We start from the raw sequence: 19,903 nt of genomic DNA on the forward strand, positions 1-19,903 counted from the left end.
CATGCCGCCATCCACCTCCACGCCCGCTGGCTGGCTCGTCGTCGGCCTCGGCCGGCACGCCGACCGGTACGGCCTGCCGGCGCTGGCCCGGGCCCGCCTCGGCGGCGCCGTCGCGGTCTGCGGCTCGGACCCGGCCCGGGCCGCCGACGTCGCCGCCCGGCACGCGGTACCGGCGTGGGGCACCTCGCTGGAAGACCTGCTCGCCGACCCGGCGGTCACCCACGTCTATGTCTGCTCCGGCAACGACCGGCACGAGCGGCAGACCACGCAGGCGGCCTCCGCCGGTAAGCACGTGCTCTGCGAGAAGCCTCTCGCGCCCGCGGTGGAACCGGCCCACCGCATGGTGGAGGCCTGCCGGCGGCTCGGCGTGGCCCTCGGCACCGGCTTCCACCTGCGGCACAACCCCGCACACCAGCGGGCGCGGCGGATGATCGTCGACGGCGAGCTCGGCAGTCTACTGTGGATCCGGATCGAGTACGTGCACGCACTCGCGCCCGGCGACACCACCACCCGCCTTGGCGCCTCCCGGGACATCGGCACCCCGAGCCGGGGCGCGATGAGCGGCACTGGGGCGCACGCCGTCGACCTGGCTCGCTGGCTGCTCGACGACGAGATCCTCGACGTCACCGCGACGATGGCCGAGAGCGCGGACGGGCCGCAGCGGTTCGTCCACGTCACCGGTACCACCGCCCGCGGCGTGCTCGTCACCCTCACCGCCGGCCGCTCCCGCCACCCCGCCAACGGCGTCACCGTCGTCGGCACCCGCGGGCGGCTGGAGATCACCGGCTCGATCGGCGGGCCCGGGGCTGGCACCGTACGGGTCGTCTCCGGCGCCGGCGAGCAAGCCGTCGAGCTTCCACCGCACGATCCCTACACCGCTCAGTTCGACGCGTTCGTCGGCGGGACCGGCGCGTGCGCCACCGGCGCCGACGGCCTCGTTTCGCTCCAGGTCGTGGAAGCGGTCGAGCGCCATCTCGGAGGTGTTTCGTGACCACCGTCATCACCAAGCGGCTCGGCTACCTCGCCGCCGCCGAACGCCTGCTCAGGGCGCTCGGACCGGTCGAGTACTGCCCGGACCAGCGCCCGGAGACGGTCCGCCGCCACCTCGCCGGCGCCCGGATCGTGCTGGCCACCAAGGGCGTCACGATCGACGGCGACGCCCTCGACGCCGCGCCCGGCCTGCGCGTGGTCGCCGCGCCCACCGCCGGGTTCGACTGGATCGATATCACGGCCGCGACCGCGCGCGGCATCCCGGTCATCGCCAACACCGGCGCGGCGGCCGACGCGGTCGCCGAGTTCACCCTCGGCACCGTGCTCGCGCTGACCCGACGGATCGTCGCGGCCGACCGCGAGCTGCGCGGCGGCGCCGACTGGGCGGCCGTGCGCGACCGCTACTCCCGGGCCGACCTGCGCATCGGCGGCGACCTCACCACCAGCACCGTCGCGATCGTCGGCCTGGGACACATCGGGCGCAAGGTCGCGCAGAAGCTCGCCGTCCTCCGCCCGGCCACGCTGATCGGGTACGACCCGTTCCTGCCCGCCGCGCACGCCGCCGAGCTGGGCGTTGAGCTCTGCGCCGATCTGCTCGACTGCGTGCGCCGCGCGGACGTGCTGCTGCTGCACGTGCCGCTGACCGCCCGGACCGCCGGGCTGGTCGGCGCCGAGGTCCTCGCCGCGCTGCCGCCGCGGGCCTTGCTGGTCAACTGCTCACGCGGCGAGGTCGTCGACGAGCCCGCACTTGTCGAGGCGCTGGAAAGCGGCCGGATCGCCGGCGCCGCGCTCGACGTCTTCGCCGAGGAGCCGCTGCCGGTCGACTCGCCGCTGCGGCGGCTCGACAACGTCATCCTCACCCCGCACATCGCCGGCGTGACCGCGCAGTCGGACGAGACCCGGGCCCGCGAGATCGGCGAGCGGGTGCTCGCCGCCGCGGCCGGCACCCGCCCGGTCGGGCTGGTCAACCCCGAGGTCTGGGACAACCGGCGCCCCTTCGACGGACCCTTGGAGCCGAAATGATCTTCTGCTTCTTCGACGGCGGACGGCTCGGCACGGTCGCCGGCGACCGCGTCACCCCGATACCCGAGACGGTGGTCCCCGCGACCACCTCGCCGCAGGAGCGGCTGCTGGCACTCATCGATGGGTACGCCGCCCACCGCGACGAGCTGGCCGCGCTCGCCACCGACTCCACATTGGAACACCGGCCGGTGGCCGAGGCGACGTTGGAGGCGCCGGTACCCTCGCCGCGGCAGCTGCTCTGCGCGGTGAAGAACTACGCCGACGACCGCCAGGGTGTAGCGGCGGACTTCTTCCTCAAGTCACCGCTGTCGATCGTCCCCACTGGAGCCACGGTCTCGCTGCCACCGGTACCGGCGCGGGTCTTCCATCACGAGCCGGAGCTGGCCGCGGTCATCGGCACCGGTGGCCGGGACATCCCGGCGGCCGAGGCGATGTCGCACGTCTTCGGGTACACCGGCTTCCTCGACCTCTCCGCCCGCGACGTCGGCACCACCTACTACATGAAGAAGTCGTTCCACACGTTCGGGCCGATGGGACCGGTGCTGGTCACCGCCGACGAGATCCCCGACCCGCACGACCTGACCGTCGAGCTCTCCGTCAACGGCAAGGTGCGCCAGCGCTACTCCACCGGCCAGATGGCCAACCGGATCGACCGCCTGATCGAGGTCGCCTCGTCGGTCAGCGGGATCGCACCCGGCGACGTGATCGCCACCGGCACGTACCACATCGGCATGGGGCCGGTGCAGGGCGGCGACCACGTACGGATGAGCGTCGAGCGGATCGGCGAGCTGTCGGTGGACATCGTCGATCCCAGCCACCGGTCGTGGCCGGTGCCGACCGGGCAGGCGGTGACCACCGCATGAACGCCTCGGTCGTCTTCGGCTCCGCCACGGTCGCCACCGCCCTGCGCGAGCACCCCTTCGCCACCGGCTTCGACTTCGCCGACGTCAAGCCGATCCACAAAGCGTTCCCCGGCGTGGTCAACGACCTCCGGTACGACGTGGCCGAGCTGGCGCTGGTCACGTTCCTGCAGGCGTACGACGCGGGCCGGCCGCTGTGCCTGCTGCCGGTGACCGTGCTCGGCCGGTTCCAGCACCACACACTGGTCACACTGGACGGTGCGGGCGTGTCCACCGTGGACGACCTGGCCGGCCGGCGGGTCGGCGTGCGGTCGTGGAGCCAGACCACCGGCGTCTGGGTGCGCGGCATCCTTGCCGACGACCACCGCCTCGACCCGGCCCGCGTGAAGTGGATGGTCTACGAGAGCGGACACGTCGCCGGCGCCGCCGACCCCGACTTCGTGACCCGCGCCCCGGCCGGCGCCACGCTCCCCCAGGACTTCCTGACCGGCCAGATCGACGCGGCCATCATGGGCAACGAACTCCCCGGCGACGAGCGGGTGCGCACGATCATCCCCGACCCGGCCCGGGCCGCCGCCGGCTGGTATGGGCGCGTCGGCGCCGTACCCCTCAACCACATGGCCGTGGTGACCGACGCCTTCGCGGCCGCGAACGGTGACCTGGTCGCGGAGATCTGCCGGGTCATCGCCGGCGCGGCACCGGCGATGCCGCGGGTCAGCTCCTCCCCCGACCTCTACCCGGCCGGCTTCGACGCGGTCGCCGCCTCGCTCGACCTGGCCGGCCGCTACGCCTACGAGCAGGGAATCACGTCCCGCCCGGTGACCGCCGACGAGGTTCAGTCCAAACTGGAAGGTCTCACCGGGCACGACTTCGGCCGGGTCAAATCCGCATGATCATTGACGTACACGGGCACTATACGACCGCGCCGGCCGCACTGGACGCGTACCGTGGGCGCATGCTCGCCCGGCTCAACAAGCCACCGCGTACGCGACTGGCGCTCCCGGCCGACGCCGTCGCCGCGTCCCTCGCCGGCTACGTGGCGCGGATGGACGAGCGGGGCATCGACATGGTGCTGCTGAGCCCGCGCGCGTCCGGGATGGGGCACGAGGTCGGTGACGCGGCGGTCAGTCGAAACTGGACGGAGGCGTGCAACGACGCGGTGGCCGCCGCCGTCGCCGCGTACCCGGGACGCTTCGCTGGGGTGTGCCAGCTTCCACAGAGCCCCGGCGTCTCCCCGGCCGAGTGCGTCACGGAGCTGGAGCGGTGCGTGGAAGGGCTCGGCTTCGTCGGCTTTGTCGTCAACCCGGACGTCTCCGCCGGCCTGCCGCCGCTGACGCCCTCGCTCGGCGACCAGTGGTGGGATCCACTGTGGGCGGCGGCGGTGCGGCTGCGGGTGCCGGGGATGGTGCACGCCAGCGCCACCCGGCATCCGGCCTTCCACCTCAACGGCTCGCACTACATCGCCCAGCACTACGCCGCGGTGATCGAGCTGTGCAACTCCACTGTGCTCACCGAGCGGTTCCCGGAGCTGTCGCTGATCGTGCCGCACGGCGGCGGAGGCGTACCGATGAACATGAACCGTCACCGGGCCCTGCACATCGCCGAGCACCGCGGGCCGTTCGACGAGGCGCTGCGGCGGCTCTGGTTCGACACCGCCGTCTACGACAGCGGCACGCTGCTCGCGATGATCGAGGCGGTCGGCGCCGACCGGTTCCTGTTCGGCTCCGAGATGTACGGCACGGGCGCCGCCGTCGACCCGCACACCGGCTCCACGTTCGACGACATCCTGCCCACGCTGCTGCCCGCCCTCCCGGCGGACACGGCGGAGGCGATCACCCACGCAAACGCGTTGCGCGCCTTCCCCCGGCTCGCGGGGGTGTTGGTGTGACCAGGATCCACGCCCGCGCGGCGAGCGCTCCGGCCGAGGTGGTCGCCGACCTCGCCCGGTTCGGGGTGGCCACCGTGCACGAGGCGTACGACCGGCGCGGCCTGATGACCGGCCTCACCCCACTCGACCCCGAACTGACCGCCTGCGGGCCAGCGGTAACCGCCCTCTGCCACGCCGGCGACAACCTGATGGTCCACGCGGCGATCGACACCTGCACGCCCGGCGACATCCTCGTGGTCGCGACGCTGTCACCCTCGACGCACGGAATGTTCGGCGACCTGCTCGCCACGCTCTGCCAGGCCCGCGGCGTCGCGGCGCTGGTGATCGACGCCGGCGTACGCGACACCCGCGACATCCGCCGCGCCGGCTTTCCCGTCTGGTCCCGGGCGATCTCCGCCGCCGGCACCACCAAGCAGGCCGCCGGCTGGGTCAACACCCCCGTCGTCTGCGGCGGCGTCCAGGTCACCCCGGGCGACCTGGTGCTCGCCGACGCCGACGGGGTGGTCGTGGTCGCCACCAGCGACGCGGCCGAGGTGGCGGCCGCGGCGGCCCGCCGGGAGGAGCACGAAGGCGCGGTCCGCGCCCGATACGCCGCCGGCCACGGCAAGAACATCGACGACCTGTTACGCCAGGCCGGTGCCGCCGGCCTATCTTGACTGTTTCGCATTGCCCGTACGGAGTGAGCCCGAGATGTCGATCAGCACACCAGTGGAACCGTTCGAGGACAGTTCCGAACCCGGCACCGTCCTACGCGCCCGCCGGGAACTGGCCGCCGCGATCCGCCGCGGCGACTACCAGCCCAACCAACGGCTGATCGAAAGCGAGCTGACCGCCACCCTCGGCATCTCCCGACCAACGCTACGCGCGGTGTTCGTCGCACTGGAGCAGGAAAACTACATCTCCCTGGAACGCAACCGCGGCGCCCGCGTACGCCAGTTCTCCCCCGCCGAAGCCATCGAAATCCTGGAGACCCGCGAAATCCTCGAGTCCGCCGCCGCAGGCCTGGCCGCCGCCCGCATCCTCCCCCAGGAATGCGACCGCCTCGACACCATCATCGAACAGATGATCGAAATGGACCGCACCGGCAACGGCCGCCAGTACTCCGCCTACAACCGCGAGTTCCACGCCCTGATCATCACAGCCGCGCGCCAGCCCACCCTCTCCCGCTTCATCTCCGCCACGCCCTACCCCCTGGTCATGAGCCAATACCGCAACCAAGCCACCCGCCACCCCCGCGACGGCTCACTCCGCGAACACCAAGCCATCCTCGCCGCCCTGCGCACCAACAACCGGCTCGCCGCCGAGGCAGCCATGCGCCACCACCTCGCCGCCACCCGCCGTGCACTCACCATCAAAACGGCCCCGCAGGACCGTAGCTGACCGGCGAGTTGACGCGGTCGACGGTGTACTTGTTGCTCAAGCACCTGGTGGGCGCTGTGGACCCCGATTGATCATGGGTGGGTCCCACGTCAGCGGGCTCTCGTGCCTTCCGCCGGGTTCGAGCGGCACGACCCTGAGTACGTCGACAAGCCGGTGGAGGCGCTTGGTGAGCAGCGTGAGTCGTTCCGCCGACGGTACGTCCACCGTCAGCTGGATACACCACAGTCCCGAGCCAGGCGGATGACTGAAGCGCATGCCGATGATGTCGATGTCGGAGGGCAGCGGCAGGCCGATCACGCGGGCCGGCACGTCCCGTCCCGGTCCTGCGACGACGGCGAGCAGATGCTCCGGCATCGCGGTCACCTCCAGTGGGTGCGGCATCCGACGGTGCATCGCCGAAGCCACATGCGACAGGCCAAACGCGGACGGGTGAACAGTTTCCTCAGCCGACCTTCGGTATGTACCTGAATCCCGAGTGCGGGCCGGCACGTCGACCGGGTGCGGCCGGCAACGTGGCGAGCAGGCCCAAGCGGCCGTAGAAGCCGGACAATAGTTCGGGCGTTGCTCCTTCGGGTGCGTACTGTCCTGGCGCCACGCTGGTGTAGGTCACCGGCGGCAGGTCGGCGGATCCCGTGTAGCCGAGGAGCATTTCGCGGTGTTCATCGTCGTACAGCTCGAAGCGGGTAGCCACGCGTAGTGCGTCACCGTCCTTGTCGACGACCATGCGCTTCTGGAACGAGGCGTACTCGCCGGCGAACGACGGGTCAGCCGACCGCGGGTCGATCTCCAACGGCGGCCTGACCTTGCGTCCACTGATGTCCTCGATGACCGCGCTGTGCAGCAGATCGTTCAGGACCGTCCCTCCTGGGCCCGAGGCGAAACTCACGATCGCGGCGTCGTACTCGGGCAGAATGCAGAAGCTGGAGGTTGCGCCGGGCGAACCGCCGCCGTGCCATGGCGCCGTCGTACCGGCGATCGGGAACATCCACCAGCCCAGTCCCATCGGCGGAGCCTGTGGAATGCCCAGGTCGTACGTCGGTTCTTGCATCGTCGCGGTGAGCACCTCCGACAAGACCCGGTTCTTGTTCGGCGCGACGCCACCCGCCAGGTGCATCTGGCCGAACGTCAACATGTCATCGGCAGTGACGATTGGTGTGGCGCCGGCGCCCGCTCCGGACTCGGGCAGCGTGAAGTACGGCGACGCCCGCAGTTCGCCGGACTCGGCATCTGCGAACGCGCCGACCGCGGTCCGTCGCAGGAATGCCTGGGTCTGGTGGGCCGTCGAGTCATGCATGCCGCACGGTTCGAAGAGCTCGCGTTGGATCGCGCGCTCGAAGCTCAGCCCGGTCAGCTCCTCGATGGCGCGGGCCGCGAGCACGAACCCGGGGACGATCCGCGGGTCTTCGAGCGTGCCGGCCGGCTCGGGTTTGAGCACCTCCGGTCCGAGGCCGAGTCTGTCCATCTCCGCCCGCAGCAGCTCCGCGCACTCAGCCAGATCGCGCCCAGGCGGGTTCTCCGTCTCGAATGCCACCAACCGGATCAGCAGGTCGGCCATCTCGTCTCCGTGGCGGTCGATCCAGGCCCGTACGTCAGCCGCGGACACGTCTGCCATGACAGGTCTCCTCCTTGACTACCTCGATTACTCGTGCAACTCGATCACCGTGCTGGTCGCGGATTGCCCATGACGTCATGCAGGACGCGCTGGACGTTTCCGCCGAGGATCTTGCGGATGTCGTGCTCGGGGAAACCGCGGCGCACCATCTCGGCCGTGACCTTGGGGAGGTCGGCCGGTCGCTCGATCTCGGCGTGGTGTGGGCTGTTCTCGACGCCGGGCACCGGCACCCAGCCGCCGTACGCGGCCTGGAAGTAGTCCTCGATGAAGTCCGGCCCGATGCCGACACGGTCAACGCCGGCGGTGGCCATCACGTGTTCGATGTGGTCCACGGCTCGTTCCACCGACGGGTTCTCGGCGTCGAGGAACTGCGGGACCGCGACGGCGACGCCGACCACGCCGCCGCGCTCCGCGATGCCCTCCAACTGCTCGTCGCTGAGATTGCGGTGTACGTCGGTGATCGCGCGACAGCCCGAGTGGCTGGCCAGGAAGGGCCGGGTGGCGCGTTCGAGGACGTCGTCCACCCCGGCCACGCCGAGCGCGCCTATCCACACGACGCGATGGCAGCGGCACTCACGCAGGACGCGGGGCGACCAGGTCATCGATAGCGGGATTGCCAGACCGTTTTCGCGTGTCCGCTCGCAGCATGCGAACCGAGAGTGAGCGGAGCCCGAAACACCGGGCCGGGCCGCAGCACGACTACGGTCCCGTCCCACCCTCGCATGTTCCTGGACCGACGCCCGCCCAGAGATCATCCGAGGTCGGGGGTCAGGACGTGCGCCGTTGTGCCGCGGTGTGTACTGACCTGACGATGTTGACGTATCCCGTGCAGCGGCAGATGTTTCCACTGATCGCTTGGCGTATGTCGGCTTCGGACGGCTCGGGGTTGCGCTCCAACAGGTCGCGCGCGGCGAAGAGCATGCCAGGTAGGCAGAATCCACATTGGAACCCGTCTTCGTCCCAGAACGCCTGCTGGATGTCGTCGAGCTCCTCACCGCCAGAGAAGCCTTCGATGGTCGTGATATCCCCGCCGTCGGCGCTGGCGGCGAGTATCAGGCACGACTTGATGATCTTGCCATTGAGTGAGATCGTGCACACCCCACAGTCGCCGTTATAGCAGCCGACATGCGTCCCGGTCTGGCGCAGTCGCTTCCGGACGACGTCCACAAGCAGCTCACGGTCTTCGATCGGGGTGGTGAGCTCGACGCCGTTGACGCGCAAGGCGATCGTGCGAGCCGGCGCAGCAGATCCGATTGGGTCCATGATCGCTTCAGCCCTCCCGCAGATCGGCAACGGCGCGGCGGACAACGGCGCCAGCGACATCCCTGCGGTACCTACCGTCGGCCAGCACGTCGGTCCACGGATTCACCACACCGTCGCGGATAAGCTCGTCCACCGTGTCCACTCCGGAGTCCACACAAGAGGTCAGGTCGAAGCGGAGCGGAGTCACACTGGCGGCACCGACGGTCGCGATGGTACGCCCACCGTCCCGGACGACGGCCGCGGTGACAATGGGCCCGCTTCCCTCGCACAGCTTGAGCTTGTGGTAGCCCACCTCTACCACGAGCCGCGGCACCTCCATCCACATCAGGAACTCGCCGCCACCGACCGCGGTCCGGAAGGCATCGACGAAGAACTCAGCAGCCGGTACGCGTCGCTCCCCCGCTGGACCGTGCAGGCACATGGTCGCCCCCAGCGCCACGAGGACCGCTGGCACGTCAGAGGACGGGTTTCCGTAGCACGCGGCTCCGCCAGCGGTGGCCAGGTTGCGCAGTTGGTTGCCGCCGGTGATGGCGCCCGCCATACGGCGCAGCAGGGGCGCTTCGCGAGCAACGACGTCCGAATCGAGCAGGTCGCCGTATGTGACCATAGCACCAATCCGGACGTACCTCCCCTCTTCAGTAACCGTTGCCAGGCCGAGCCCGCGCAGATCGACGATGTGGCCGGCCTCGACCTCGGCCCGGTGCATCATGGGCAGGATCATCGTGCCCCCGCCCAGGACGACGACGTCGCCGGCGTACTCGACGAGGATCGCGGTGCTCTCCTCCGGCGTGGCCGGCCGGTGGTAGCGCAGGCTGGTGCGGATCACGGCTTTCCGCCTGAGCGTATGGCCCGCAGCACGGTGGGTGGGGACAGCGGCATGGTGGTGATACGGACGCCCAGGGGCGCCAAGGCGTCGTTGACGGCGCTGGCGAGGCTCGCTGCCGCTCCGCCCACGCCGCTCTGGCCGGCGCCCTTGGTGCCCAGGAGCGTGTACGGCGAAGGGGTGCACTGGTGGTCGAGCCGTATGGCTGGAAGATCGTTGGCCCGCGGCACCAGGTACTGCGTGAAAGTGCGCGCGAGGGGTTGCCCCGCACTGTCGTAGGGCAGCTCTTCGAACAGCGCGCCCCCGACGCCCATCGCGATCGCGCCGTAGATCTGGCTAGCGACGAACCTGGGGTTGATCTGAACGCCACAGTCTTCGACGCACGTGTAGTCAAGCAGCCGCACCTGGCCGGTCTCTGCGTCCACATCGACCACCGCGACGTGCGTCGAGTACGGAAACGTCGGGTACGCCGACATCCTGCCGTGCTCGTCAGGCTGGTGCGTGAGGTTTCGCGGTCTGTCCACTTTGGTCGCCTCCAGCAGCGGCTGGTCGAGCCCGGGGACGGCGTAGGCTCGGCGATAGACCTGCTCGGCGACCGCGCCGAAGGCTATTGAGCGCCCACCGTCTGCGGTGTGCACGTGGCCGCCGGCGAACACCAGGCCCTCGGGTGGGGTGTCGAGCAGCACTCCCGCGGCCAATGCCATCCGCTCCCGCACCTCGCGCGCGGCGAGCACCGCGGCCCCGCCACCCGTGGCGAGACTGCGGGCGGAGAAGTTGCCGAACCCGTAGGGGCAGGAATCGGTGTCACCCTGCAGGATCGACACGGCGTCGACGGTCAGGCCTAGCTCACGCGCCACGAGAGCGGCGATGCCCGTGTCGCTTCCGGTACCTAGGCTGGTCACCCCGGTCAGCACCGTGACCGCGCCGGACGGGCTGACCCGGACGGTCGACGTGTCGAACCCGCGTACATAGCTCCCGGCGAAGTCGCCGCCCTCGGGGGTCAGCTCGAACGCGACACCGACACCCCGCGTCCGCCCCTGCTCCCGCGCATCCCGCTGCAGCTCCCGCTGCCGGTGGTAGCCGGCGAGTTCGACGACCTTGTCCAGCGCACCCCTGTAGTCGCCGCTGTCCAGGTGCTTGGCGACGGTCCAGTGGGGAAACCGCTCCGGCGGGATCAAGTTGCGACGGCGGACCTCCACAGGGTCCATACCGAGCTCCGCGGCGACGAGGTCGACCATGCGCTCGATGGCTACCGTGGCGGACTCTTTGCCGTACCCGCGCGCACCGTTCCAGGGCGCCTTGTTGGTGACAACCGCAATGGACTCGATGTCGTAGTCGGACACCAGGTAGGGACCGGGCAAGGTCATCCCGGCCGGATAGGTCATGCTCCAGCCGCCCCACGTGGCCAGGCAGCCGATGTTGCCGATGATGCGGTCAGTGATGGCGAGGATGCGGCCGTCGTCGTCGAAACCGACCGAGAACCGGTGGATGTACTCCCGGGCGCCTACCAGGAGCGAGTCGGCCCGGGTCTCCACCCATTTCACCGGGGCGCCGGTCATCCGCGACAGCAGGCAGACCAGCGGCTCCTCGGGGTAGCCGTTGAACTTGTGGCCGAATGCCCCGCCGAGCCTGGTCGCGACGACCCGGATCCGGTCTTCGGAGAGGCCGAAGATGGTGGAGAGGTTGGTGCGCAGCGGATGCGGGATCTGGGTGGAGGCGTAGAGGGTCAGCTTCCCCGTCGGTTCCCAGTGTGCCAGGTAGCCGCGCGGCTCCATCGGCGCGGTCTGGTAGCGCTGGATGCGTATCTCGTCGGCAATCACGTGTGGGGCCATCGCGAGGGCCCTCGCCGGGTCGCCTTCGGCGAACGGGAACCGGATGAGCACGTTGTCGCCCCACTCGTCGAACACCGTCGGCGCGCCCTCGGCCAGGGCGTCCTCGGCGTCGACGACCGCGGGAAGGATCTCGTAGTCCACGTCGATGGCGTCCAGCGCGGCTTCGGCATCGGCGAGGGAGTCGGCGACCACTGCCGCGACCGGATCGCCCACGTACCGCACCTTGTCGACGGCCAGCACCCGCACCGTCGTGGTGCGACCGCCCACCAAGGACGGGTCGAAGAAGTGCGGGAGCGGCTCGGCCAGTGACAGCGCCTCAGCGCCGGTCACCACGGCCCGTACAGACCGGCACCTCCGGGCCGCGCTCGCATCGACGGAACGGATGCGGGCGTGGGGGTGCGGGCTGCGTAGGATCGCCGCGTGGAGGGTGCCTGGCGGCTCGTGGTCGTCGAGGTAGCCGCCGCGGCCGACCAGGAGTTGATCACCATGCTTGCGGCGGGTCTGTTCCACTGCGCCCAGGGCCGGCTCACGCCGCGACGATCCGGCGCTCGCCGGCACCATTGCCGTCACCTTGCCTCCAGCCACTTCCGCACTCGCCGAAGCCGATAAACGCGACCATGTCGCGGAAGGCGGTCTGACTGCGCACTCCCGCCTAAGCTGCCTCCCTGCCGCGAGTGCGGCAGATCCGCGCAGGCGCCGCGCAGGGCGACGGCGCGGTGGCCGCCGCCGGGCACGCCCGCTTCGGGCACCCACCCTCGGGTGATGGTCACGAGCTCGTGGTTCCCCTTCTCCTCGCGAGTATGCGGGGCCGGTGAAGAGGGCGACGACACGGGCCCAGATTCCGGGCTCGGGTATGACTACCAGCTGCGAAACCAGGGCATACCAGCGGCTTGACACCGCAGAATCGACAAGCCGGTCAGAAGGCTCGAGACCGGGCCGACCCGGACCCGGTCTGAGGCCGCCCGGAGCACCGTCAGAGGTCTGGGCCGAGGCCGACGCCGATCTGAGCGGCCCGAACAACGTCCACGACAGGCGGAAGCGGGTGGCCGATGGCAGCGAGTAGGGCTGAACTGCTGGTGCGCAAACCAGGCCAACCGCCCGTTGTCAGCTACCTGGAGCTCTTCTTCGACCTGGTGTTCGTCTTCGCGCTGACTCAGCTTTCCCGATGGGGCCTCGATCAGCTTGCGTCTCAGCACCAAGTTGCCGTGGCGGGTCAGGCGGTGCTGTTGCTTCTGGCTCTGATGATGGTCTGGCTGCTGACGGCGTGGATCACCAACGTGTACGACCCGCAGCGGCCGGAGATTCAACTGGTGGTTGCGACGGCCATGTTCGGCGCGTTGGTGATGGCGGTCGCGCTGCCCGAGGCGTTCGGCCCCAAGGCGCTTGAGTTCGCCGGCGCGTACGTCACGATACATATCGGTCGTGGCCTGGTCCTCGTGCCACTCCTGCGGGGGCAGGGAGAAGCCCAGCGCCGGGCGGCGGGGACACTGCTGTGGTTCGCGGTATCCGCCGTGTGGTGGATCGTCGGGGCCACCGCTGATGAGAATTCGACGCGTGTGGCGCTGTGGGCGCTGGCCTTGGCCATCGAGTACACGGGAGCGATGCTGTTCTTCCCGGCGCCGTGGGTCCGCCACCGGAGGTGGCCCGTCGTGGCCAAGCACATCGCCGAGCGCTACCTGCAGTTCTTCATCATCACCCTCGGCGAGTTGATCGCGGTCACCGGAGCTACAAACGGCGCGAACTATCTGGAAAGCGGTGGCTCGGTCGCCGCGTTCTTCATATCGTTCGTCACGACCTTGCTGCTGTGGCGGACGTACCTGTACCGGGCCGGCGCGTTGCTGCCCGCCGCGATCGCAGCGGCTCCCGCGCCGGCGCGGCTCACCCGCGAGGCGTTACTCGCTCACCTGATCATGGTGGCCGGCATCGTCGCCGCCGACGCCGGCTTCGAACTGGTCATCGCCCAACCGATGGGGCACACTTCTGTGACCTGGATCGGCCTCATCGTCGGCGGACCCGCCGTGTTCCTTGCCGGACGAGTCCTGTTCGGGCACGCGATATTCGCGCGGGTGTCCGAGTCCCGGGTGATCGGGGCACTACTGCTTGCTCTCACCGCGCCAGCGATGATCTTCCTACCGCCACTGGCCGTCGCCATCATGGTTACTCTCGTTCTCGTCGGCATCGTCGTTTCCGACGTCATCCTCGCCAGGGGACGCCCACCCAAACCGCCCTCGCCACCTGATGGCCGACCTACGACAGGACGCGGCCGGACGTAGCGCCCTGTCCCAGCCGTGCGGTCGGCCCCAGCGGGCTCAGCAGCCGGCCCCGCGGTGGCCTGCGCGACGCGCTGCCCGATGAGGTCTGCGAACGCCTGGGCCTGCGTGCCGGTGGTCACCCGGACACCGGCGTACCGGGAGAGGCCGGCGGGCAGCTCGCTGCCTTCGTCCGGGACTGCCGGCCACCCGGTCTGGGAGTGCGTCTGGTAGGCGTCCGCGATGCGCAGGCATCCGCCTCGCGCCACGGCGGCGTGGCGATCTGGAGCGACACGGGCAGCGGCGCCGACCCGGGGTGCAGGGGCCGGAGGAGGAGCCGCCGGAGTTGCGGGCGAGGTCGTACGGGTTGCGGGGCCGGCCGCACGCTGCCTGCCCCCGAGCACCCCGACGGTGGCCACGCCGCCACGCCGGCGCCACCAGAGCACAACAGCACCAACACCGAGCCGGCCCCGGCGCCGCCCCGGCCGCCCCTGCAGGTAGCCCTCACCCCAGCCGCCGCCGAGTCACGCACACCCCCAAGCCCAGCTCACAACAGCTGGGCAACTCACCACGCCCCGACTCAGGGTTGGTTTCCGGTCTGGTTCGTCCCGGTGCCCGAGGTGGCCAGCCTGGCCGAGCTCAACGACCGGTTCTCCGCGCTGTGCTCCTGGACGCGTTGACGCCAGAGGCGAGTGCCGGACGCTGCTCGCGCCGAAGATCCTGGTCATCGGGCCAGGAGGCGTCGCGACCGACAGCATACGCATGTCTAATCTTCCGGTAACATGTTTCGCAGGTGGCTGCTGAGCATGGGTTTAGTTCCAATACGCACGCCGGACTTGACATGAATACGTATGCAACGATACTGGTTCTTAGCGCAGGTCTAGCGAAGGATGTGACGTGGAGCAGCTCAGACCCTTCACCCGCAGTCAGATCATCGACCGCCTTCGGGCGACCATCGCTGCCGGCGAGCCGGTTGTGGCGGCGGGCTGCAGCTCCGGCCTCATCGCCCGGTCAGCCGTAGCGGGTGGCGCCGATCTGGTCGTCGTATACAACACCGGTCGTACACGGCTCATGGGTCTGCGCACCACCCACCTTCTGAACCACGCGAACCCCACGACAGTGGCGATGTTCCCAGAGATCCAGAACGTCGTTGACACCGTGCCGATCATCGGCGGTGCCGAGCCGCAGGACCCGGCGTTCATGCGGCTCTCGCGCCTGGTCGACCTTTTCCAGTCCACCGGGTTCGACGGCATCATCAACTTCCCGACCGTCGGCCCATACAGCGCACCTGACCGTGAACTCGTCCGCCTCGGGCATCGTCGTGACGAGGAGATGGTCGAGCATGCCAGGGCCGGCGACTACTTCACCATGTGCTACGCGTACACCGCCGAGCAGGCTCGCGGCCAAGCCTCAGCGGGCGCGGACGTCATCGTCCCGCACGCCGGCTGGACGACGGGCGGGCAGTCGGGCGCCGGGCAGGCAGCAAGCTCCCTCGCCGCCTGCTGCGAGCTCGTCCAGACGATCCTGGAATCAGCGCGGCGGGAGAACCCGGACGTGATCGTCCTAGCCCACGGCGGCAGCATCTCCTCACCGGCGGACACTCGTGTCCTGTACGAGCAGACCGACGCTCAGGGGTTCGTCGGAGCGTCGAGCGTCGAGCGCGTACCCATCGAGAACGCGATCCTCGCTTCAGTCTCGTCCTTGCGGAACATGACGGTGAAGTCGCGAACCTTCTCCCCCGACGTCATGACGGAGGTCAAGGCATGATTCCCGAGCGGAACTTCAGTCGAGAGTCGATCCTCGAGCGGCTGCGCCGGCGCCGCGAGTACGGACAGCCGATCGTCGGTGTCGCGGCGGGGGTCGGGATCATCGCCAAGTTCGCCGAGCAGGGGGACGCCGACCTGATCTTCGTCCTCTCGACCAGCCTTTCGCGCAACATGGGTGTCCCGACGACTGTCACGATGGGGAACGCCATCGACACGACGCTCGGGATGTATCCCGAGATCGACAACATCGTCGAGCGTACGCCCATCGTCGGCGGTCTGGAGGCCTCCGACGGCACCCGGCGGCGGGTGGGGCGCGTCGTCGACCAGTATCGACGGCTGGGCTTCGATGGCGTCGCCAACTTTCCCACCCTGGCTGCGGCACCGGAGAACCTTGCCGTGCGCGACGACGTCGGCGCGGGAATCGTATTGGAGTATGACCTCGTCCGCGAGGCACGCGCTCGTGGCATGTTCGCCGCGGCGTTCGTGTACAACCCCCGACACGCCGCGCCGTTCGTCGAGGCCGGCGCCGACCTCGTCGTGGCGCGGTGCGGCGTCACGGTAGGCGGGCTTTCCGGACCCATTCGTGGCGAACTGTCTACGGAGGAGGAACTCGAACGGATCAGGGCCACGTGTGACCAGGCTCGGGCCGTCGACCCGGACGTCCTCTGCCTAGCGCAGGGAGGCAGCCTGCGAACCCCTGACGACCTGGAACGGGTCTATGCGAACACCGACGTCGATGGCGTCATGTGCGAATCAAGCATCGAACGGATCCCGGTCGAACAGGCCATCCAGGCCGAGGTCGAGGCCTTCAAGGCCCTCCGGCTCCGAACCACTGCCCCGATCGTGTAGGGGCATCTGATCGCCACTTGCAAAGGGGCGTGTGTGCTATGAAGACCTACGATGTCGTCTGTGCGGGTGCGGCGTATTTCGACACGATCTCTCTCTCAGTGGCCGTCAGCCCTTCCGGACGCGCGACCATAGCCACCGACCAGACCAAGGGGTCCTGCGGCCAGGCCCTATCCGCGGCGATCGGTCTGGCTCGCGTGGGCCTCCGCGTCGCGTTCTGCGGTGTCGTCGGCGACGACGAACGGGGAGTTCTCGTCCGGGAGATCCTACAGGCGGAAGGCGTCGACACCGCCGCGCTCCGCACGCTTCCTGGACTAGCGACGAGCCGGTACGCAGTCGACCTCGGCCCGGCGGCGAAACGCCGGTCGCACCGTCCGCGGTATCCGGCGCCGAGGACGGAGGACCTCCGGGAAGTCCGGGGACGCTGGCTCCACGTCGACAGCGTCGGCTATCCGCCGGCGATGGCCGCGCAGACCATCCACACGCCGGCTGAGCGAGCCTGGATGAGTGTCGACGCGACCGAACCGGTACCCGCGCTGTCGCTCGCCGGGGTCAACCTCTTCGTGGCCACGGCGCCTGTTCTGACGCAGCGGTATGACGCCCGATCGGTCCCGGCCGCGGTCACCTCGGCTGCCGCGGAGGCAACCGGCACCTGGACGGTCACGACGGATCGTTCGTGCGGATGGGTCACCCAGTCGGGAAAGGCGGCCCGTTGCGATCTGGACCGCGAGATCTCTCCGCGGGTGCGGACCATGCTGCCAGCCGCGACGCTGGCCGAGGTGATACAGGGCTGGGACGCTGCCTCCGCGCTACGGATCGCCTGCACCACCACCGCCGGGCGGATGCTCGACGCGCTCCAGCTCCCGTCGGCGAGTACGAGGGTCGCGATCCACGTCTGAGCCCGCCGGCACTACCCGGTGGATGGTGGCCCGTGCGTCGCGCGCTTGACGAGCGTCGTGGGGATCATCAGGCTCTCGTGGGACCGTTTGGGGTCCTCGATGCGGGCCAGGAGCATGCGCACCGACTCGGCTGCCATGGTAGGGAGCTCGTAGCGGACGGTCGTGAGCTGGAAGACGTCCCAGGACGCCATCGCGATGTCGTCGAAGCCGACAATCGTCAAGTCTTCGGGCACGCGTAGGCCGAGCGAGCGGGCGGCGTTGTAGGCGCCGATGGCCAGAACATCGTTGGCGCAGAAGACCGATGTCGGCCGCCGAGTGGACGACAGCAACTGGACGGCGCGCTCGTGTCCGGACTCATAGCTGAACGGACCGTGTAGGGCACGCGATGCCGGTAGGGCGATTCCATGTTCCGCGAGCTCCTCCCGAAAACCCCGTTCGCGATCGCGTGCGTTGCTGGCGTCACCCGGCCCGAGGACCGCGGCGATCCGTCGATGACCGATCTCCACAATCAGCGATGCGGCGAGCCGGGCACCCGCGGCGTTGTCAGTGGAGCACATGTCCGCCTCAACAAGGTCGAGGACACGGTTGACGAGCACATACGGGATGCGACGGTCTTTGAGGACCTGCGGGAGATTCGAACCCATCGGCGACGTGGTCAGCAGGACGCCCGCCAGTGAGCCGTTCAGGAGGTCGCGGACGACGTTGAATCCCGACTCGCCCGGATCCGCGATCAGCACCGATCGGTAGCCTGCCCCATCGAGCTCGCGGCGAAGAGGCTCGATCAGCTCGGGGTAGAAGGGGTTCGTCAACTCCGGCACGACGATGCCCACCAGGTTCGTTCGCCGCGTCGACAAGCTACGCCCCGTCTCGTTGAGAACGTAGCCGAGGGCGTCGGCCGCGCGGCGAACCTTCTCGATCGTCGCCGCCGCGACCCCCGGTTCTCCTCGGAGGGCGCGCGACACCGTCGGTTGCGATACACCGGCTAGGCGTGCCACATCCGCACTCGTCACTGGCTTCTGGACCGTCATGGCCATCCGGAACCCCTTTGCACTGTCTCCTACCAGTGTCGTGACATTTGGGGGCCGACGCACGCCTGAAACGTGCGTCGGCCCTCCAATATGGAACTGTTACTAGCTCCCGCCCTTGCCGTAGGCCACCTGCATGGCGGCCAGTACGTCGTCCACCGACTTGCGGTGGGCCAGTGCGTCCTGCATGCCCTCGATCAGCGCCTGCCGGATCTCTGGGTTGGGCCAGATGTTCTCAGGCATCGACACGAAACGGCCGTTCTCGATGTACTTCGTCCATTCCTCCGAGAACTGGCTCGGCTTCCAGGTGTTCGGGTCCTTGAAGACCGGCATCGCGCCCTTCTCGGGGCCGTCGGTCGCCGAGTTGATGTAGAGCGTGTTCACCTCCGGTGTGGCGAAGAACCGGACGAAGGACTTCGCCATCTCCACATTGCCCTTTGCGTTCACCGCGAGCCCGAAGTGCTGGAAGATCGTCTGCCAGTCGTTGTCTGGGTTGTCGTCCGCCGGGTACGCCGCCAGAGTGAAGGTAGCTTTCGGGTTGAACGGCAACGCGTAGAGGATCTCCTGCCCGTGTGTGAACGTGGCGAGCGCGTCGCCGCGTGCCCATCGCTTCTGAACCTCGACGTTGTCGACGCCGGCGTAGTCGTCGTTGAAGCATCCGGCGTCGGTCATGTCGACGTTGCGCTGGAGCACCGTCTTCCAGCCCGAGTCGGCGAACATGGCCTTGCCTCTGGCCATGTCCTCGTCGAAGGCGCGATCTTGGCCGTAAACGAGCTCGGCATACGAGGCGTACGCCGGGAAGTACGTGAGGTTCGGCTCGACGATGCCCTGTGCGTAGGCGACTTTGCCGGCCTGCCGCGCCGCCTTGCAGAAGGGAATGACCTCGCTCCATTTCGTCGGGACCTGCAGGCCGGCCGCCATCATGGCCTCGTTGTTGTAGATCGGCGCGAATCCGGTGATGACGCCCATGAAGCTCACGACCCGGCCTTGGTCGTCCTCCATATTGGGCAGGAGCGCCTTCGGAACGTCCTTGACCCACGGCTCCTCGGACAGGTCGGCGAGGAAACCGTCCTTGCTGAGCACCTTGATACCGAGGGGGGTCCCGCCTCCCGGCCATGAGACGACGATGTCGGGGGCGGTGCCCGCCGAGAACTGCGTCCTCAGCGTGGTGAACATGTTCTGACCGGAGAAGTAGTCGACCTGGACGTTCACGTCCGGGTTCTGGGCCTTGAACCGGGCCACGACGGCTTCCATTGCCGCCTTGTTGCCTGCCTCCCACGCGATGCGCAGAGTGTTCGGGTCGTCGCCGGATCCGCTACCGGAGCAGCCGGCCAGGGCAGCGACGCTTGTAAGCGAAAGAGCAACCACGGCTCGGGCGAGCCGCGATACTGACATTGTTCTGGTCAAGGCTCTACCTTTCTGTGCGATGTGTGGTGGGCGTGCTGGC

At 69.1% G+C, this 19,903-nt stretch carries 19 protein-coding genes; 11 read left to right on the top strand and 8 right to left on the bottom strand.

Annotated features, from left to right (window positions below):
- Position 1 precedes the first annotated feature (1 nt).
- From RB614_RS08815 to RB614_RS08845, 7 genes are read left to right on the top strand one after another with little or no spacing between them, the layout of a single operon-like run.
- Positions 2 to 991, top strand: a complete 990-nt coding sequence (locus RB614_RS08815) for a Gfo/Idh/MocA family protein (RefSeq protein ID WP_308711894.1) — start codon at positions 2 to 4, stop codon at positions 989 to 991.
- The gene (locus RB614_RS08820; RefSeq protein WP_308711895.1) at positions 988 to 2,013 is read left to right on the top strand and encodes an NAD(P)-dependent oxidoreductase; all 1,026 of its coding nucleotides are present in this window, start codon (positions 988 to 990) and stop codon (positions 2,011 to 2,013) included. The genes RB614_RS08815 and RB614_RS08820 overlap by 4 nt, the downstream gene beginning before the upstream one ends.
- Positions 2,010 to 2,876: a fumarylacetoacetate hydrolase family protein gene (locus RB614_RS08825; protein WP_308711896.1), complete on the top strand. Its 867-nt coding sequence runs from the start codon at positions 2,010 to 2,012 to the stop codon at positions 2,874 to 2,876. Before RB614_RS08820 ends, RB614_RS08825 begins: the two co-directional genes overlap by 4 nt.
- Positions 2,873 to 3,766, top strand: coding sequence for a substrate-binding domain-containing protein (locus RB614_RS08830; RefSeq protein WP_308711897.1), 894 nt, complete (start codon positions 2,873 to 2,875; stop codon positions 3,764 to 3,766). Before RB614_RS08825 ends, RB614_RS08830 begins: the two co-directional genes overlap by 4 nt.
- Positions 3,763 to 4,761, top strand: a complete 999-nt coding sequence (locus RB614_RS08835) for an amidohydrolase family protein (protein WP_308711898.1) — start codon at positions 3,763 to 3,765, stop codon at positions 4,759 to 4,761. Before RB614_RS08830 ends, RB614_RS08835 begins: the two co-directional genes overlap by 4 nt.
- Positions 4,758 to 5,417: a 4-carboxy-4-hydroxy-2-oxoadipate aldolase/oxaloacetate decarboxylase gene (locus tag RB614_RS08840; RefSeq protein ID WP_308711899.1), complete on the top strand. Its 660-nt coding sequence runs from the start codon at positions 4,758 to 4,760 to the stop codon at positions 5,415 to 5,417. The genes RB614_RS08835 and RB614_RS08840 overlap by 4 nt, the downstream gene beginning before the upstream one ends.
- Positions 5,418 to 5,451: 34 nt before the next feature.
- The gene (locus tag RB614_RS08845) at positions 5,452 to 6,141 is read left to right on the top strand and encodes a GntR family transcriptional regulator (protein ID WP_308711900.1); all 690 of its coding nucleotides are present in this window, start codon (positions 5,452 to 5,454) and stop codon (positions 6,139 to 6,141) included.
- A 36-nt stretch (positions 6,142 to 6,177) separates the two neighbouring features.
- On the opposite strand, the gene RB614_RS08850 is transcribed toward RB614_RS08845, so the two are convergent.
- From RB614_RS08850 to RB614_RS08875, 6 genes are all read right to left on the bottom strand, one after another.
- Entirely contained in the window at positions 6,178 to 6,495 is a 318-nt protein-coding gene (locus tag RB614_RS08850; protein WP_308711901.1) for an ACT domain-containing protein, read from the bottom strand.
- Between the two features lie 88 nt (positions 6,496 to 6,583).
- Positions 6,584 to 7,696, bottom strand: a complete 1,113-nt coding sequence (locus tag RB614_RS08855; RefSeq protein WP_308711902.1) for a serine hydrolase domain-containing protein — start codon at positions 7,694 to 7,696, stop codon at positions 6,584 to 6,586.
- Positions 7,697 to 7,797: 101 nt separating this feature from the next.
- Positions 7,798 to 8,508 carry a dipeptidase gene (locus RB614_RS08860; RefSeq protein WP_487379824.1) on the bottom strand — a complete coding sequence of 237 codons (711 nt, stop codon included), beginning with the start codon at positions 8,506 to 8,508 and terminating at the stop codon, positions 7,798 to 7,800.
- Between the two features lie 13 nt (positions 8,509 to 8,521).
- The gene (locus RB614_RS08865; protein WP_308711904.1) at positions 8,522 to 9,076 is read right to left on the bottom strand and encodes a (2Fe-2S)-binding protein; all 555 of its coding nucleotides are present in this window, start codon (positions 9,074 to 9,076) and stop codon (positions 8,522 to 8,524) included.
- Positions 9,024 to 9,842 carry an FAD binding domain-containing protein gene (locus RB614_RS08870; protein WP_308711905.1) on the bottom strand — a complete coding sequence of 273 codons (819 nt, stop codon included), beginning with the start codon at positions 9,840 to 9,842 and terminating at the stop codon, positions 9,024 to 9,026. Before RB614_RS08870 ends, RB614_RS08865 begins: the two co-directional genes overlap by 53 nt.
- Positions 9,839 to 12,232: a xanthine dehydrogenase family protein molybdopterin-binding subunit gene (locus RB614_RS08875; RefSeq protein WP_308712125.1), complete on the bottom strand. Its 2,394-nt coding sequence runs from the start codon at positions 12,230 to 12,232 to the stop codon at positions 9,839 to 9,841. The genes RB614_RS08870 and RB614_RS08875 overlap by 4 nt, the downstream gene beginning before the upstream one ends.
- Positions 12,233 to 12,720: 488 nt before the next feature.
- Between RB614_RS08875 and RB614_RS08880 the strand changes: the two genes are divergently transcribed.
- The 4 genes from RB614_RS08880 (at position 12,721) to RB614_RS08895 (ending at position 17,431) form a co-directional block, all read left to right on the top strand.
- Positions 12,721 to 13,944: a low temperature requirement protein A gene (locus tag RB614_RS08880; protein ID WP_308711906.1), complete on the top strand. Its 1,224-nt coding sequence runs from the start codon at positions 12,721 to 12,723 to the stop codon at positions 13,942 to 13,944.
- Positions 13,945 to 14,817: 873 nt separating this feature from the next.
- Positions 14,818 to 15,687, top strand: a complete 870-nt coding sequence (locus RB614_RS08885) for a phosphoenolpyruvate hydrolase family protein (protein WP_308711907.1) — start codon at positions 14,818 to 14,820, stop codon at positions 15,685 to 15,687.
- On the top strand, positions 15,684 to 16,535 hold the full coding sequence (locus RB614_RS08890; RefSeq protein WP_308711908.1) for a phosphoenolpyruvate hydrolase family protein: 852 nt from the start codon (positions 15,684 to 15,686) through the stop codon (positions 16,533 to 16,535). The genes RB614_RS08885 and RB614_RS08890 overlap by 4 nt, the downstream gene beginning before the upstream one ends.
- Positions 16,536 to 16,573: 38 nt before the next feature.
- Complete coding sequence (locus RB614_RS08895; RefSeq protein WP_308711909.1) at positions 16,574 to 17,431, top strand: carbohydrate kinase family protein; 858 nt, start codon at positions 16,574 to 16,576, stop codon at positions 17,429 to 17,431.
- Positions 17,432 to 17,442: 11 nt separating this feature from the next.
- Here the strand turns inward: RB614_RS08895 and RB614_RS08900 are convergent, their stop codons facing one another.
- Entirely contained in the window at positions 17,443 to 18,465 is a 1,023-nt protein-coding gene (locus RB614_RS08900) for a LacI family DNA-binding transcriptional regulator (RefSeq protein ID WP_308711910.1), read from the bottom strand.
- Between the two features lie 96 nt (positions 18,466 to 18,561).
- A complete protein-coding gene (locus RB614_RS08905; protein ID WP_308711911.1) occupies positions 18,562 to 19,863 on the bottom strand; it encodes an ABC transporter substrate-binding protein in 1,302 nt (433 codons plus the stop codon).
- Positions 19,864 to 19,903 lie beyond the last annotated feature (40 nt).

This window comes from Phytohabitans maris (assembly GCF_031085175.1).
GTDB classification, from domain to species: domain Bacteria; phylum Actinomycetota; class Actinomycetes; order Mycobacteriales; family Micromonosporaceae; genus Phytohabitans; species Phytohabitans maris.

Excerpts from the sequence above, each read along its gene's own strand:
- RB614_RS08815 (WP_308711894.1), top strand. The coding sequence starts at position 2 with ATGCCGCCATCCACCTCCACGCCCGCTGGCTGGCTCGTCGTCGGCCTC.
- RB614_RS08825 (WP_308711896.1), top strand. The coding sequence starts at position 2,010 with ATGATCTTCTGCTTCTTCGACGGCGGACGGCTCGGCACGGTCGCCGGC.
- RB614_RS08830 (WP_308711897.1), top strand. The coding sequence starts at position 2,873 with ATGAACGCCTCGGTCGTCTTCGGCTCCGCCACGGTCGCCACCGCCCTG.
- RB614_RS08835 (WP_308711898.1), top strand. The coding sequence starts at position 3,763 with ATGATCATTGACGTACACGGGCACTATACGACCGCGCCGGCCGCACTG.
- RB614_RS08845 (WP_308711900.1), top strand. The coding sequence starts at position 5,452 with ATGTCGATCAGCACACCAGTGGAACCGTTCGAGGACAGTTCCGAACCC.
- RB614_RS08850 (WP_308711901.1), bottom strand. The coding sequence starts at position 6,495 with ATGCCGGAGCATCTGCTCGCCGTCGTCGCAGGACCGGGACGGGACGTG.
- RB614_RS08855 (WP_308711902.1), bottom strand. The coding sequence starts at position 7,696 with ATGGCCGACCTGCTGATCCGGTTGGTGGCATTCGAGACGGAGAACCCG.
- RB614_RS08860 (WP_487379824.1), bottom strand. The coding sequence starts at position 8,508 with ATGATCTCTGGGCGGGCGTCGGTCCAGGAACATGCGAGGGTGGGACGG.
- RB614_RS08865 (WP_308711904.1), bottom strand. The coding sequence starts at position 9,076 with ATGTCGCTGGCGCCGTTGTCCGCCGCGCCGTTGCCGATCTGCGGGAGG.
- RB614_RS08875 (WP_308712125.1), bottom strand. The coding sequence starts at position 12,232 with ATGGTGCCGGCGAGCGCCGGATCGTCGCGGCGTGAGCCGGCCCTGGGC.
- RB614_RS08880 (WP_308711906.1), top strand. The coding sequence starts at position 12,721 with ATGGCAGCGAGTAGGGCTGAACTGCTGGTGCGCAAACCAGGCCAACCG.
- RB614_RS08890 (WP_308711908.1), top strand. The coding sequence starts at position 15,684 with ATGATTCCCGAGCGGAACTTCAGTCGAGAGTCGATCCTCGAGCGGCTG.
- RB614_RS08895 (WP_308711909.1), top strand. The coding sequence starts at position 16,574 with ATGAAGACCTACGATGTCGTCTGTGCGGGTGCGGCGTATTTCGACACG.
- RB614_RS08900 (WP_308711910.1), bottom strand. The coding sequence starts at position 18,465 with ATGGCCATGACGGTCCAGAAGCCAGTGACGAGTGCGGATGTGGCACGC.